The 13203-nt window shown below is 75.0% G+C and carries 13 protein-coding genes; 12 read left to right on the forward strand and 1 reads right to left on the reverse strand.

Annotated features, from left to right (window positions below; translation table 11 throughout):
- From AB0K34_RS32405 to AB0K34_RS32435, 7 genes are all read left to right on the forward strand, one after another.
- The coding region (locus AB0K34_RS32405) for a hypothetical protein (protein ID WP_364552817.1) at positions 1–625 on the forward strand (625 nt) is incomplete at its 5' end.
- A gap of 61 nt (positions 626–686) precedes the next feature.
- Positions 687–1466 carry a hypothetical protein gene (locus AB0K34_RS32410; protein WP_364552818.1) on the forward strand — a complete coding sequence of 260 codons (780 nt, stop codon included), beginning with the start codon at positions 687–689 and terminating at the stop codon, positions 1464–1466.
- Positions 1463–3610: a hypothetical protein gene (locus AB0K34_RS32415; protein ID WP_364552819.1), complete on the forward strand. Its 2148-nt coding sequence runs from the start codon at positions 1463–1465 to the stop codon at positions 3608–3610. Before AB0K34_RS32410 ends, AB0K34_RS32415 begins: the two co-directional genes overlap by 4 nt.
- Before the next feature lie 5 nt (positions 3611–3615).
- A complete protein-coding gene (locus AB0K34_RS32420) occupies positions 3616–4893 on the forward strand; it encodes a hypothetical protein (RefSeq protein WP_364552820.1) in 1278 nt (425 codons plus the stop codon).
- Entirely contained in the window at positions 4881–5777 is an 897-nt protein-coding gene (locus AB0K34_RS32425) for a protein phosphatase 2C domain-containing protein (RefSeq protein ID WP_364552821.1), read from the forward strand. Before AB0K34_RS32420 ends, AB0K34_RS32425 begins: the two co-directional genes overlap by 13 nt.
- On the forward strand, positions 5774–6910 hold the full coding sequence (locus AB0K34_RS32430) for a hypothetical protein (RefSeq protein WP_364552822.1): 1137 nt from the start codon (positions 5774–5776) through the stop codon (positions 6908–6910). The genes AB0K34_RS32425 and AB0K34_RS32430 overlap by 4 nt, the downstream gene beginning before the upstream one ends.
- Before the next feature lie 34 nt (positions 6911–6944).
- Positions 6945–7637 carry a hypothetical protein gene (locus AB0K34_RS32435; protein ID WP_301175994.1) on the forward strand — a complete coding sequence of 231 codons (693 nt, stop codon included), beginning with the start codon at positions 6945–6947 and terminating at the stop codon, positions 7635–7637.
- Between the two features lie 25 nt (positions 7638–7662).
- On the opposite strand, the gene AB0K34_RS32440 is transcribed toward AB0K34_RS32435, so the two are convergent.
- On the reverse strand, positions 7663–8937 hold the full coding sequence (locus AB0K34_RS32440; RefSeq protein ID WP_364552823.1) for an acyltransferase family protein: 1275 nt from the start codon (positions 8935–8937) through the stop codon (positions 7663–7665).
- A 103-nt stretch (positions 8938–9040) separates the two neighbouring features.
- Between AB0K34_RS32440 and AB0K34_RS32445 the strand changes: the two genes are divergently transcribed.
- The 5 genes from AB0K34_RS32445 to AB0K34_RS32465 all read left to right on the forward strand — a co-directional run bounded on the left by AB0K34_RS32445 (position 9041) and on the right by AB0K34_RS32465 (position 13202).
- Entirely contained in the window at positions 9041–9568 is a 528-nt protein-coding gene (locus AB0K34_RS32445) for a VOC family protein (protein ID WP_138639212.1), read from the forward strand.
- Between the two features lie 28 nt (positions 9569–9596).
- Complete coding sequence (locus tag AB0K34_RS32450; protein WP_138639213.1) at positions 9597–10247, forward strand: nitroreductase family protein; 651 nt, start codon at positions 9597–9599, stop codon at positions 10245–10247.
- A 239-nt stretch (positions 10248–10486) separates the two neighbouring features.
- On the forward strand, positions 10487–11302 hold the full coding sequence (locus AB0K34_RS32455) for an ABC transporter permease (protein WP_364552824.1): 816 nt from the start codon (positions 10487–10489) through the stop codon (positions 11300–11302).
- Positions 11302–12168: an ABC transporter permease gene (locus AB0K34_RS32460; protein ID WP_364552825.1), complete on the forward strand. Its 867-nt coding sequence runs from the start codon at positions 11302–11304 to the stop codon at positions 12166–12168. The genes AB0K34_RS32455 and AB0K34_RS32460 overlap by 1 nt, the downstream gene beginning before the upstream one ends.
- On the forward strand, positions 12165–13202 hold the full coding sequence (locus AB0K34_RS32465) for an MlaD family protein (RefSeq protein ID WP_364552826.1): 1038 nt from the start codon (positions 12165–12167) through the stop codon (positions 13200–13202). The genes AB0K34_RS32460 and AB0K34_RS32465 overlap by 4 nt, the downstream gene beginning before the upstream one ends.
- Position 13203 lies beyond the last annotated feature (1 nt).

Genomic DNA, 13203 nt, shown 5'->3' on the forward strand with positions numbered 1-13203 from the left:
GCCCGTCCACGCGCCGCCCGCCCCGGCGCGGCCGCCGGCGCCGCCGCGCGGAGACCCCCATCTCGTGCGGCTCTACCAGCAGCTCAGGGACACCACGGCGCCCGCCGGCGCCGTCCGCATCATGGACTGGGTCGCCGCGCGCACCGCCCGCGGCGCCGTCCTCGACCGGGAGGGGTTCTCCAGCGTCCTGCGGGTCATGGAGGGCGAGCGGTGGTTCGTCGGCCGCGTCGCCGGCCTGCCGGACGGCACCGCCCGGATGGCCGCGCTGATGGAGCCGCTGTTCGCCGCGGGCTTCGGCGACGACGAGCTGGAGGACCGGCTGCGCCGGGCGCACGCCAACGGCGGGCTGCCGCCGGTGATCGCCGACGCGCTCGGGGTGCTGGCCGCCCGGCTGGAGCCCGACCGCGCCGACTGGCTGGCGGAGCGCTGCCTCGGCTACGCCCTCGCCCAGCGCGCGGACGAGGGCGGCGCTCCCGCCGGGCCGGCGCCCGTGCCCCGGCACGAGTCCGCGGTGGCGGCGGCGCTGCTGCTCCCGGGCCGGCGGCTGCCCGGCGCCGCCGTCGGGCTCCTCGTCTGGACGTGGCCCGTGCTGCTCGCCGTCCTCGTCGTCCTCCGGCTGGTCTGACGCCGATGGCCGGACGGACCGGGGAGCACCGGAGGCGGCGGGCCGCCGGCGGGGAGGGCCGATGAGCTACCGCACGGTCATGGCCGCCGACCTGCAGGGCTACGGAGCCGCGCCGCAGAACGTCCAGGAACTGCTCCAGCGCACCCTCGTGGACTCCCTGCGCGAGGCCGCCGGCAACTGCGGACTGGACGCCGCGCGGTGGCAGGAGCAGGGCAGCGGCGACGGGCTGCTGATGGTGCTCCCGCACGGGGTGCCCGCCGAGGTGCTCGTGGGCCGGTTCGTCCGCGAGCTGAACGGGGAGCTGCGCGCCCGGAACCGGCTGGCGGCCGACCGGGCGCGGGCCCGGATGCGGCTCGCGATCCACCACGGCCCCACCGCCGAGGTCGCCAACGGCTTCAGCGGGACCGCGCCGGTGGCGGTGACGCGGCTGTGCAACGCCGACCCGCTGCGCGCCGCGCTGGACCGGGCGGACGCCGACCTCGCCGTGATCGTGTCCGAGTTCGTGTTCCGGGGGTCGATCGAGGCGGGCATGACGTCGCTCGAACCGGGGGACCTGCGGCGGGTCCGGGTGGCCCGGCTGGACGGCGACCGCGACGGCGACGGCTGGTTCTGGCTCCCCGGCGGGCCCGACCCGCACACCCTCGACCTCCCGGACGGCGCCGCCGCCGAGCAGAGCGCACCGCCGCCGGGACGGACGGGCCGGGAGCCGGCCGCCGAGCCCACCGAGCCCACCGAGCCGCCGCCCGCGCGGCCGCCGGGGTCCGTCCATGTCGAGAAGGTCAACGCGCGCACCTACATCCGCGGTGACCAGCACAACCACTACTACGGAGGCCGTCCATGAGCGACCCGGCACCGGACGAGCGGCCACCCGTCCACCCCGAGGCCCGCGGCGACAAGCCCGACAAGGAGCCCGGCGGCGACCCGAAGCCCGGCGACGCCGAACGGTCCCGGACCGACGTCCTCAACGAGCAGCGCCGCCGCGGCACCGTCCAGGACCGCATCGGCACCGAGCGGGACGCGCTGTCGGGGTTCGTGCGGGCCGCGCAGTACGTCGGCGGCGACCAGCACAACTACACCTTCACCGCGCCCGGCGGGCGGCGCGGCGCGGTCGCGCCGCTGCCGCAGCGGCACATCGAGGAGACGGAGCGCGCCTTCGTCGCCCCCGACGGCTTCGACGAGCTGTGCCGGCGCGCCCGCGACCACCGCATCGTGATCCTCCAGGACGCCCCCGACACCGGCCGGTACGCGGCGGCGCGCCGCCTGCTGCACGTGCTCGCCCGGGAGGAGGCGGCCGGCGACGCGGACGCCGGGACGGCCCTGTTCCGCGTGGACCCCGCCGCCGGCCTGGACGAGCTGACCGCCGACGACCTGGTGAGCGGCGCCGGGTACGTCTACCGGGAGCCGCGGCGGACGGACGCCCTCACCGACTTCGTCCTGGACAAGGTCACGCGGCTGCTGGAGGACGCCGGCGCCCGGCTGGTGATCACCGTCGACACGGTGCCCGCGGACCCCCGGGCGGCCGAGCTGGTGCTGCGGCCCGGCCGCGTCCGGGACCGCCGGGAGATCGCCGCCGCCCTGCTCACGCTGTGGCTGGGGCGGCGGGCCCGGCCCGTGCTCACCGAGGAGGGCGTGCCGGAGCTGCTGGACGCCCAGCTCGGCGGGGACGGCCCGCCCGGCCAGGCGCGGGCGGTCGCGCAGGAGCTGTACAACGCCCACCGCGACGCGCTGCCCCTGGCCCGCACCGCCGAGCAGGCGCTCCGGCTGCGCGACGGGGAGCAGCGCGCCGAGTGGTTCGCCGGGCTCGGCGGCCTGTCCGTCCAGTGCATGGCGGTGGCGACGGCCGTGCTGAACGGGGAGCCCTACGAGACGGTCGCGCTCGCGGCGATGAGCCTGAAGGACGACCTGGAGACGCGCGAGCCGCACCGCGACTCGCTCCGCCGCCTCGACGCCCCGCTGCGGCCGACCCGGCGCAAGTGGCTCGACCTGATCGGCGCCCGCACCGTCCCGTCCACGGTGCGGCTGCGGGACGGGGCGACCGCGCCCACCCGGGTGGTCCGCTACCTCGACCCGAACGCGCAGGGCAAGGTGCTCGGCTACTTCTGGAGCGAGTTCGACGAGCAGCGTCCGCGCCTGCTGGCCTGGCTGCGGTGGTGCGCCGAGCACCCGCTGGAGACCGTCCGGACCCGGACCGCCGTCGCGCTCGGGTTCCTCGCCGCCGACGCGTTCGACCTGGTCAACACCCTCGTCATCGAGCCGATGGCCGCCGACGGGGACTACCGGTACCGGACGGTCGCCGCCGCCGCGCTGCACGTGACCGTGACGCAGCGGCCCGCGCTGCGCGCCCCCGTGCGGGAGATGCTGAAGGCCTGGGCCGACCCGGAGGAGTCGGTCGAGCTGCGCGCCAGCGCGGCCCGCGCCTGGCGGGTGGAGTCGGTCGACGGCGGCGTCTCGGCCGCGCTCGACTGGCTCGGCCGCCGCGCCGCCGACGACGACGTGGCGGTCGCCGCGGCGGTGTGCGAGTCCGTCACCGAGATGTGGGAGGACGGCTGGGACGGCGCGGACGTCCCGCGGCGGCTGCTGGAGTGGGCGGCCGGCGACGACGAGAACCGCCGGATCACCGCGCTGCTGGCGTTCCTGGTGGCGGCGAGCCAGCTCGTCCGGCGGCTGCCGGGCGACGCGTTCGACTGGCCGGGCCTGCTGCACGTCGCCGCGGCCGACGCCGACCGCATGCGCGACATCGCCGCGCTCTGGCGGGAGACCCTGCACGACCCGGTCCTCCAGGAGGACGCCGACGAGGTGCTGACCGAGTGGGCGCGGACGGCGGACGGGGCACCGGTCGTCCGGCGCTCGCTGGCCCGGCTCGCCCAGGCGATCGCGACGGACCGGACGGTCGCCCGCGCGCTGAAGTACACGGCGCGCGGCTGGGCCGAGGGCGGCGCGCCCGACAGCGCCCGTGACGTACTGACCGCGCTCAACGGAAGGTGATGCAGGTGGCCGAGCACAGGGAAGACGACGAAGGCGGGCGGCTGGGCGAGCACAGAGCGACGCCCCCGCAGCCCCCGCGCCCGCAGCGGCCTCCGCGGCTCCCGCAGTCCCAGCAGCCTCCCCAGTCGCCGCAGCTGCCGCAGTACCCGCAGTCTCCGCAGCTTCCGGAGGCCCCGCGAGGCCCGCAGCAGCCGGCGGGCCCGCCGCTTCCGGAGTCGTTCCCCGAGCGGTTCGCCCCGGCGGCGTCCGGGCCGTCCGCGCCGCTGATCGTGGGCTGGCTGCCCGCCCGGCAGGCCCCCCGCACGGCGGCGCCGCCCGGCCGCTCCTACGTCTACTCCGACCGCGACGCGCGGCCCGTCGAGCTGACCGCCCGGCGGGCGCGCAACCCGCTCGGCTTCCTCGGCCCGCGCTACGAGTGGCGCGTCGAGGTCGACACGACGCTGCGCCGGGACGTGTTCGTCGACTCGGTGCCGAGCCGCACCGAGCTCGCCCGGTTCGAGCTGACGATCGAGGCGGAGTGGGCGGTGACCGACCCGGTCGCGGTGGTGGGGAACGGCATCACCGACGGCGCCGCCCTCGTCCGCTCCCGGCTGCTGGACGTGGCGCGCACCGTCTGCCACCAGTTCGAGATCGACCAGGTCGCCCGGGTGGAGGCGGCGCTCGCCGACCGGCTGCGCGCCGAGCCCCGCGACTACGCGGAGGGCATCGGCGTGCGCCGCTGCTACGTCCGGGTCGTCGCGGACGAGCGGACCCGGCGGCGCAAGGAGCGGTTCGAGGACGCGCGGGTCGAGCGGCAGCTCACCAACGAGGAGGTCGACGACCTGCGCCGCTCGATCCGCACCAGCTCGGACCTGTTCCTGCGCTACCTGGCGCAGGACCCCGAGCGGGTCGGCACCCTCATCGCCGACATGCGGGAGCACGAGCAGCTGAAGGAGCAGCGGGTCATCGAGCTGTACAACACCGCCATCTCGGCGAACATCATCCGGCCGGCCCAGGTCAACGAGATGCTGGAGCGGCTGCTCGGCCCGATGACGGGGGTCCTGCAGCCGGAGGGCCGGACCGACCTGTTCGGCACCCGGGAGATCCCGGCGCCGTCGCCGCCCGAGCCCCCGATGATCGCGGGACGGGTCGACCGGGACGCGGCCGGGTCCGGTGCGACCGGGCACAGTGCGGCCGGCGGTGCGGCCGGGCCCGGTGCGGACGAGGACGTCATGCCCGAGCAGCTGCGCGGGCGCTCGGAGGACGGGGTGGAGTCCTGGAGGCCGATGCCGTGGGACTCCTGAGCCGCCGCCGCCCGACGCCCGCGGCCGGTGCCGTACCGGCCGGGGGCCCGGAGATGGACTTCCCGCGCCCGGCCGGCGCGGGCGCCCGGCAGTCCCGGATGCCGTGGCGGCTGCCGGACGAGCCCGCCATCTCCGGCATCGCCGCCGACGCGGTCACCGTCGGGGCGCTGACCGTCCGGGCCGCGTCGCTCGTCGGGCCGGGGCACCGCTGCGCCGAGCCCGCCCAGCACCGGCAGGACGCCTACCGGCTCGGCCGCGACCCGGGCCGCCGGTTCCTGCTGGCGGCCGTCGCCGACGGCATGTCCGACAGCAGCCGCTCCCATCTCGGCGCGAACGTCGCGGCCACCGCGCTCGTCGCGCGGCTGCGCGCCGACCTCGGCCGCGGCGCCGACCCGGACGGGCCCGCGCTGTTCCTGGACGCGGCCCGGCAGATGTCGGGCATGGCCGCCCAGCAGAAGGTGACGGAGAACGACGTGCGCGCGGCGGCGCTCGCCGCCGCCGTGCCGGTGGAGCCCGCGCCCGACGGGACCCGCCCGGTCTGGCTGTCGTGGCTGGCGGACGTGAGCGCGTGGCTGCGCACCGGCGCCGGCTGGACGCGGCTGACCGGCACCGACAAGGAGGGCCTCGACCAGGACGTGCTGACCGAGTTCCTGCCCTTCCACCCCGGCCGGACGCGGACGGCGCGCGTCACGGTGCCGCCGGGCGCGGTGCTCGCGCTCGCGACCGACGGGATCGGGGACGTGCTCGCCGGCGGGGCCGCGCCGTGGTTCGCCGAGCGCTGGGCGGGGCCGCCGCACATCGCCTCGTTCGTCGCCGACGTCGGCTACGACGCCCGCGGGCGGCTCGACGACCGCACCGCCGTCGTGATCTGGTGCGACCGGTGAGGGCGTGGTCGGACCGGCCGTTCGGGCCGGTCACGCAGCTGCCGGACGTGGCGGCCGAGGGCGCCCGCATCGCCGGGGAGAACGGCCAGTCCACGATGGTGTACGAGTGCGCCGCCCACCCCGGCTGGCTCGTCAAGCGCTACAAGCCGGGCTTCCCCGAGGAGCCGGCCGAGGTGCTCGACCGGCTGATCGCGCTGCCGGCCGCGATGAGCCCCGCCGAGCGCGCCGTGGTGGACGCGGCGACCTGCTGGCCCGTCAGCCGCGTCGAGTCGGGCGGGCGGACGGTCGGGGTCGTGATGGCGAAGGCGCCCGCGGAGTTCTTCGTCCGGGTCCGGACGCCGTTCGGGGCGTCCGACCCGATGCCGCTCAGCCTGGACCAGCTCGTCCAGGACGACCGCGAGTTCTACGAGGCGCGCGACATGGCCGTCCCGGACCGGCGGGAACGGGTCCGCGTCGCGCGGAACATGCTGCGCGTCGGCGCGGTGCTGGAGCGCCGCGACGTCGTCTACGGCGACTGGTCGTACGCGAACCTGTTCTGGGCGCGCGAGACGGGCGGCGTCTTCCTCATCGACATGGACGGCTGCGGCCTGTCGTCGCGCTCGTGGGTCGAGTGCAACTCCTGGGACGACCCCGCCGTGCGGCCGGGGGAGCGGCTCACCGTCCGCACCGACCGCTACAAGATCGCGGTGGCGGTGCTGCGCGCGCTGACCGGCGTGCGCGGGCAGGACCCGCACCCGGCCCTCGACGCCCTCGGCGGGCGGCTGCGCGCGGGGCCGTTCGGGGACGCCCTGAAATGCGCGATCGACGACCCGCCGGACCTGCGGCCCAGCTCCGGGGAGCTGCTGGAGCTGCTGGAGAGCGAACTGGACGCCCGCCCCGCGTCCCGCCGCACTCCGCCGGCACCGCCGCCGCGGCGGGAGGCCCCGCCGCCCGCCGAGACGCCCACCCGGCCCGCCGCCCGGCCCTCGGCCCCGCCGACGGCTCGGCCGCGCATCGAGGACGACCCGTTCGAGCGGGACGCCGCCGGACCGGCGGCCGGCGGCCTCGACCGCTACGTCCTGCCGCTGATCGTCGCGTGCCTGGGCGTGCTGGCCGTGCTCGCGCTGGCGGGGCTCGCGTCCGCCCTTTTCTGACACATCGAATCGACCAGAAGAAGGACATCCGAAAATGACCGAGCGAACAGGCGCGCAGGGCGGTCGCGGCAAGGGCATGCCGACCTATATCGCGCTCGACGTCTCCAAGTCGATGCAGATTCACGAGGCGCTGCTGAACGACACCCTCGCCAAAATCATCAAGGAGCTGTATCTGAATCCGCGCGTCGCGGAGTTCGTGCACCTGTCGATCGTCACGTTCTCGTCGGCGCCGAACGTCGTCGTGCGGATGACGGAACTGACGCGGATGCGGCAGATGCCGGTGCTGCGCTGCCACGGCGGCACCAACTTCGGCCCGCTGTTCGAGATGCTGCGCGACCGGATCGACATCGACGTCCCGCTGCTGCAGGAGAAGGGCTACAGCGTGCTGCGGCCGGTGGTGTTCCTGCTGACGGACGGGGCGCCGACCGACCGTCCGGACACGGCGTGGCGGGAGGCGCACCGCGCGCTCGTCGACCCGGGCTGGCGGCGGCACGCCCGGGTCATCTCGTTCGGGTTCGGGGACGCCGTCGAGGACGTCCTGCGCGGCATGTCGACGGTCGAGACCTACATGGCGGACCCGGCCCTCGGCGACGCGACGCGGGCGCTGCCGGAGGCGATGAACGGGATGCTGAGCAGCATGGTCGCGTCGATGCAGGCCCGCGAGCTGCGGCTGCCGGACGACGTCGCCGGGTACCGCGCCCTGTCCGAGGAGTACGTCGAGCAGTGACCGGGGCGCGCGGGGGCGGGGCGGGTCAGGGGACGGCGGCCTGCGGCAGCGCCGCCTTCTCCGGGGCGGCGGTGGCGCGGGTGAGGCGGCGGCCGAGGCGCTGCGCGGGGGCCTCGATCCAGCGGTGGGACGCCCAGCTGGCCGCGACCAGGACCAGCAGGAACACCGACAGGCCGACGGCGTCCTCGCGCTCGGACGCGCCGAGGAACTGCGCCGCGACCATCAGCAGCAGCGGGTGCAGCAGGTAGAGGGAGAAGCTGATGGTGCCGAGGCCGGTCGCCCAGGCGGGGAAGCGGTGGTGCCGCAGCCGCCACGCCGCCGCGAACGTCACGGCGGCGGCGACGACCGCGCCGCCCCAGACGAGCTGGGCGTTGGGGCCGTAGGGGGCGGCGTGCCACAGACCGGCGGCGAGCGCGCCCGCGAGGACGGCGCCGCCCGCCGCGGCGCCCGCGCGCCAGGTGATCTGGCCGTGCTCGGCGCGGTGGACGGCGGTGCCGGCGAACATGGTGGCGAGCAGGATGAGGCTCTCCCACGCGCTGACGCGGCCGTTCGCGGAGACCAGCACGAGGGCGACGAGGCCGCCGAGGAGCCCGCCGAGGGTGCGGGCGGCGGCCCACCGCGACACCGCCGCCGCGATCGCCACCAGCAGGGCGGCGGCGGTCACCGCGACGACCGGGCCGGTCCCGGCGGTGCGCGACAGCAGGGCCGCGGGCGCGTACGCGCCGGTCAGCAGGCCGCCCGCCGTCAGCGTGACGGCGACCAGCGCGACCACCGTGAGCACGACGGCGGCCTGCGCGGAGCCGCGGTGCCGGCCCACCACGAACAGCGCGACGATCAGCAGGTAGAAGGCCATCTCGTAGGAGAGCGTCCACAGCACGTTCATCGCGTTGGGGACGTTCAGCAGGTCCTGCAGCATCGTCAAGTGCGCCACGATCGCGGTCGCGGGGGAGTACTGCTCCAGTCCGGCGCGCAGCCCGAGCACGCCCAGCAGGAACGGCAGGACGGCGAGCAGGCAGGTCACCGCGAGCAGCGGGTAGATGCGGAAGAAGCGGCCGATCCAGAACCCGCGGACGCTGCCGCGCCGCTCCAGTGACGCCGGGACGATGTAGCCGCTGACGAGGAAGAAGACGAGCACGCCGAACAGGCCGGGGTCGAACCAGTCGGCCAGGCGCACCCGCAGCGCGGGGAGGTACACGTAGCTCGCGTGGTGCAGTGCCACCGCCAGCGCCGCCCCGCCGCGCAGCGCATCAAGCCACCCAAGCCTGGACGTAGCGGAGGAAACGCCGGAAGTGACGACCATTGGGACAGGGTAGTCGTTAGCTTCCCTAAATCGGTTATTTGCCGTGAAATAGGTGAGTACGGTGGCCGGCGCGTCCGCTCAGGGCGCCGAAAGGGAGCGATTCATGCCCGCGATCACGCACCGCTCGACCAGGGAACCGCTGATCAAGTCCCGTTTCCTGTCCCATGGCACGCTCAAGATCACTGATGTGGCGGCGACCCGCCGTTTCTACGAGGAAGTGCTCGGGCTGGAAGTCGTCCAGCCGATGATGGCCGCGCTCTACATCCGGCTCGGCGGCGACCACGCCTACGTGTGCGTGGAGTCCAAGCCGGACCGCCCCGACATGCCGCTGCTCTACCACAACGGGATCGACGTCGGCAGCGACGAGGACGTGGACGCCGCGTACGCGCGCATCGCGGAGGTGAGCGACGACTACGGCGTGAAGGAGCTGAACAAGCCCGTCCGCCAGCACGGCGTCTACTCGTTCTACCTCAAGGACCTCGACGGCAACTGGTGGGAGATCGGCCACCTGCCGCCGCGCGGCTACCGCTTCCGCTTCACCGACCCGCGCAACGACCTCACCGGCCGCACCGACCTCACCCCGCAGGAGGCCAAGGAGGTGTTCCTGAACCCGGTGGTCGGCACCGAGTGACGCCGGGCGGCTGGGGCACGATGGGCGCATGACGACACCTCCGCTGAGCCCGGACGAACTGCTGACCACCACCCGCACCGTGCGCAAGCGCCTCGATCTCGACCGGCCCGTGCCGCTCGGGCTGGTCCGCGAATGCCTGGAGATCGCGCTGCAGGCGCCGAGCGGCAGCAACCGGCAGGGCTGGCAGTGGATCGTCGTCACCGACGCCGGGCAGCGCGCGGCCATCGGCGAGTACTACCGGCGCTCGTTCGCCGCGTACGCCGCGTCGAAGGAGTCGGCCGGCTCCCTCTACAAGGACGACCCGGACCGCGCGGAGGTGCAGCGCCGCGTCGGCGACAGCGCCGCCTACCTCGCCGAGCGCATGGGGGACGTGCCCGTCCTGGTGATCCCGTGCCTGCGGGTGGAGGGCGGCAAACTGCCGGGCGGCAACCAGGCGGGCCTTTGGGGCTCGCTACTGCCGGCCGCGTGGAACTACGCGCTCGCCGCCCGCGCCCGCGGCCTCGGCACCGCCTGGACGTCGCTGCACCTGGTGTACGAGCGGGAGGTCGCCGAACTGCTCGGCCTGCCCGAGGACGTCCGGCAGGGCGCGCTGCTGCCGACCGCCTTCTACACCGGCGACACGTTCCGTCCGGCCGCGCGCGTCCCGCTGGACGAGGTCCTGCACATCGACCGCTGGTGACACGCTCCTGAACCTTCCGTGAAGCCCTCCGGGGACGCCGGCCGGCCGTCGGCCGCAGTCTTATTGGCGGATCGCCAATAGGTTATTGCCACCCCGCCAATAGTTGTTCTAGTGTGCGGTGGCACAGGAGAGGCACCTGCCACCCCGGCCCCGGCGGCCCCGTGTGACCCACGTCTTCGCGCCAGACGCACGCGGGGCCTGCCGGCTCTCCCGCCCCCGACGGGAAGGTGAACCCGGCCTTGTCCGCCATCCAACGGTCCGCCGTCCAACGGTCCGCCGTCCGCCTGCCGCGCCGCGTCCACGGCCTGCTGGGCGAGGTCGGCGAGCTGTTCGTCATCGCCCTGGAGGCCGTCCGCCGGACCTGGGACGTGCGCACCTGGGCATGGGAGTTCGCCGAGCAGGCGTGGTTCCTCGCCCGGGTCACCAGCGTCCCGGTGATCCTCGTGTCGCTGCCGCTCGGCGCGACGGTCGCGCTCCAGGTCGGGCAGCTCGCCGCGCAGCTCGGCGCCCAGTCCGCGACCGGCGGCGCGGTCGTCGTCGGGCTGGTCCGCGAGGTCGCGCCGATCGCCGCCGCGCTGATCATCGCGGGCGCGGGCGGGTCGGCGATGACCGCCGACATGGGCGCCCGCCGCATCCGGGACGAGCTGTCGGCGATGGAGGCGATGGCGGTCAACCCGGTGCACCGGCTCGTCACGCCCCGGCTGTGGGCGGCGAGCCTGGTCTCCACACTGCTCGCCTCGCTCGTCATCGTCGCGGGAGCGGCCGGCGGGTTCGTGTTCAACGTGCTGCTCCAGGACGTCACGCCCGGCGCCTACTTCGACGGCGCGGTGTCGCTGCTCCAGACGTCCGACCTGGTGGTGACGCTGCTGAAGTCCTGGCTGTTCGGCGTGATCGCGGCCGTGGTCGCCTGCTACATGGGGATGAGCTGCGCGGCCAGCCCCGTCGGCGTCGGCCGCGCCGTCAACCGCGCCATCGTCGTCGCGTTCATGCTCGTGTTCGCCCTCAACTACGTGATCACGACGGTGTACTTCGTCGCGTTCCCGCCGAGGATCTGATGGCGAACCTGCCCGTGATGGAGAGGATCGCGCCGCGCGCCGCGCAGGCGGGGGCGGCGGCGCTCCAGCGCTCCGGGGACCTCGCCCAGTGGCCCGTCTTCGTCCACCGCATCCTGCTGTACTCGGCGCGCGACCTGATCCTGCGCCGCAAGTACACCAAGACGATCGCCCGGCACGTCAGCGACGTGGTCGTGGGCGTCGGCGCCAGCGTCGTCGGCGGCGGCATGATCTTCGTGATCTTCACGATGGCGTTCTTCGTCGGCACCGAGGTGGGCCTGCAGGGCTACACCGGGCTGGAGTCGATCGGCGCGCAGTCGTTCATGGGCCTCGTCGGGTCGTTCGCCAACGTCCGCGAGATCACCCCGGTCATCGCGGCGGTGGCGCTCGCCGCGCAGTGCGGGTCGGCGTTCACCGCCGAGCTCGGCGCGATGCGCATCTCCGAGGAGATCGACGCCCTGGAGGTCATGGGCATCGGGTCGTTCGCCTACCTGGTGTGCACCCGCGTCGTCGCCGCGCTCATCGCGCTCGTGCCGCTCTACCTGATCGCGCTGTTCGCGAGCTTCTTCTCGACCCGGCTGATCAGCACGAGCTTCTTCGACCTCGCGCCCGGCGTCTACGACTACTACTTCCGGCTGTACCTGCCGACCATCGACCTCGTCTACAGCGCGATCAAGGTCGCGGTGTTCGCCTTCGCGGTGATCACCATCCACTGCTACTACGGCTACTACGCGACCGGCGGGCCGGCCGGGGTGGGCCGTGCGGCGGGCCGCGCGATCCGGCTGTCCATCATCGTGATCGTCGCCCTGAACCTGCTGCTGTCCTACGTGTTCTGGGGCAACGGCGCGACCGTGAGGCTCACCGGATGATCAACGAGGAGATCCCGCTGCCGCGCCGGCTGCTGATCAGCGCGGTCACGCTCGCCGTGCTGGCGGGGCTGCTGTACGTGCTGGTCGCCCGGCCGGGCCGCGACCCCGGCACGGTGCTGACCGCCGAGTTCGGCCGCGCCGGGCAGGGCCTCGGCGCCGGCGCCCCGGTGAAGATCCGCGGGGTGACGGTCGGGTCGGTGGCGGACGTCGCGCTCACCGGCGGCGGCCGGGCCCGGGTCGCGCTGCGGCTGGACGCGGGGACGCGGGTCCCCGACACCGTCACAGCGTCCATCGAGCCCGCGTCGGCGTTCGGGCCGAAGTTCGTCGCCCTCGTCCCCGGCGCGCACGCCGGCACCGGGCCCTACCTCGCGTCCGGCGCCCGGATCGCGCGCACCTCCGACCCGCGCGACCTGTCGGACCTGCTCGCCCGCGCCGACGCCGGGCTCGGCGCCGTCGACGCGGAGGAGGTCGGCACGATCGTGCACACCGTCGCGACCGGCCTGCACGGGCAGGGCGCGCGGCTGCGGCAGACCATCGACCAGACCGGCATCCTGCTGGACGTCGCCTACAAGAACCGCGCCGACGCCCGCCGGTTCGTCGGGGACGCCGCCGACCTGTCCGGCGCCCTGTCGGACAAGGGCGACGAGCTGGTCGGGATCTCCGCGGACGCGAACGCGCTGATCGGCACGGCCGCGCGGGGACGCGGCCGGCTGGCCGGGTTCGCCGACGGGCTGTCGGACGTGTCGCTGCTGGCCGCGCACGGGTTCGACAAGCGCGGCGGGCAGCTCGGCCAGGCGTTCCGGTCGTCGGAGCGGACGGCCCGCATCATCTACGCGCAGCTCGGGCTCGTCGGCGACGCCGTCCGGACCGGGAACAAGCTGCTGCCCCTCTACGGGGAGCTGACCGACCTGAAGGGCACCGGCGGCAAGAACTACATCCGCACCCAGGGGTACCTGCCGACCGACCCGTGCGAGCTGGTCCTCGGCCTGTGCGGGCCGTACGGCGGCGGCACACCGCAGCAGGGAGGGCGGTGAC

This window comes from Actinomadura sp. NPDC049382 (assembly GCF_040677125.1).
Classification (GTDB): domain Bacteria; phylum Actinomycetota; class Actinomycetes; order Streptosporangiales; family Streptosporangiaceae; genus Spirillospora; species Spirillospora geliboluensis.

Excerpts from the sequence above, each read along its gene's own strand:
- AB0K34_RS32415 (WP_364552819.1), top strand. The coding sequence starts at position 1,463 with ATGAGCGACCCGGCACCGGACGAGCGGCCACCCGTCCACCCCGAGGCC.
- AB0K34_RS32460 (WP_364552825.1), top strand. The coding sequence starts at position 11,302 with ATGGCGAACCTGCCCGTGATGGAGAGGATCGCGCCGCGCGCCGCGCAG.
- AB0K34_RS32450 (WP_138639213.1), top strand. The coding sequence starts at position 9,597 with ATGACGACACCTCCGCTGAGCCCGGACGAACTGCTGACCACCACCCGC.
- AB0K34_RS32440 (WP_364552823.1), bottom strand. The coding sequence starts at position 8,937 with ATGGTCGTCACTTCCGGCGTTTCCTCCGCTACGTCCAGGCTTGGGTGG.
- AB0K34_RS32465 (WP_364552826.1), top strand. The coding sequence starts at position 12,165 with ATGATCAACGAGGAGATCCCGCTGCCGCGCCGGCTGCTGATCAGCGCG.
- AB0K34_RS32435 (WP_301175994.1), top strand. The coding sequence starts at position 6,945 with ATGACCGAGCGAACAGGCGCGCAGGGCGGTCGCGGCAAGGGCATGCCG.
- AB0K34_RS32410 (WP_364552818.1), top strand. The coding sequence starts at position 687 with ATGAGCTACCGCACGGTCATGGCCGCCGACCTGCAGGGCTACGGAGCC.
- AB0K34_RS32445 (WP_138639212.1), top strand. The coding sequence starts at position 9,041 with ATGCCCGCGATCACGCACCGCTCGACCAGGGAACCGCTGATCAAGTCC.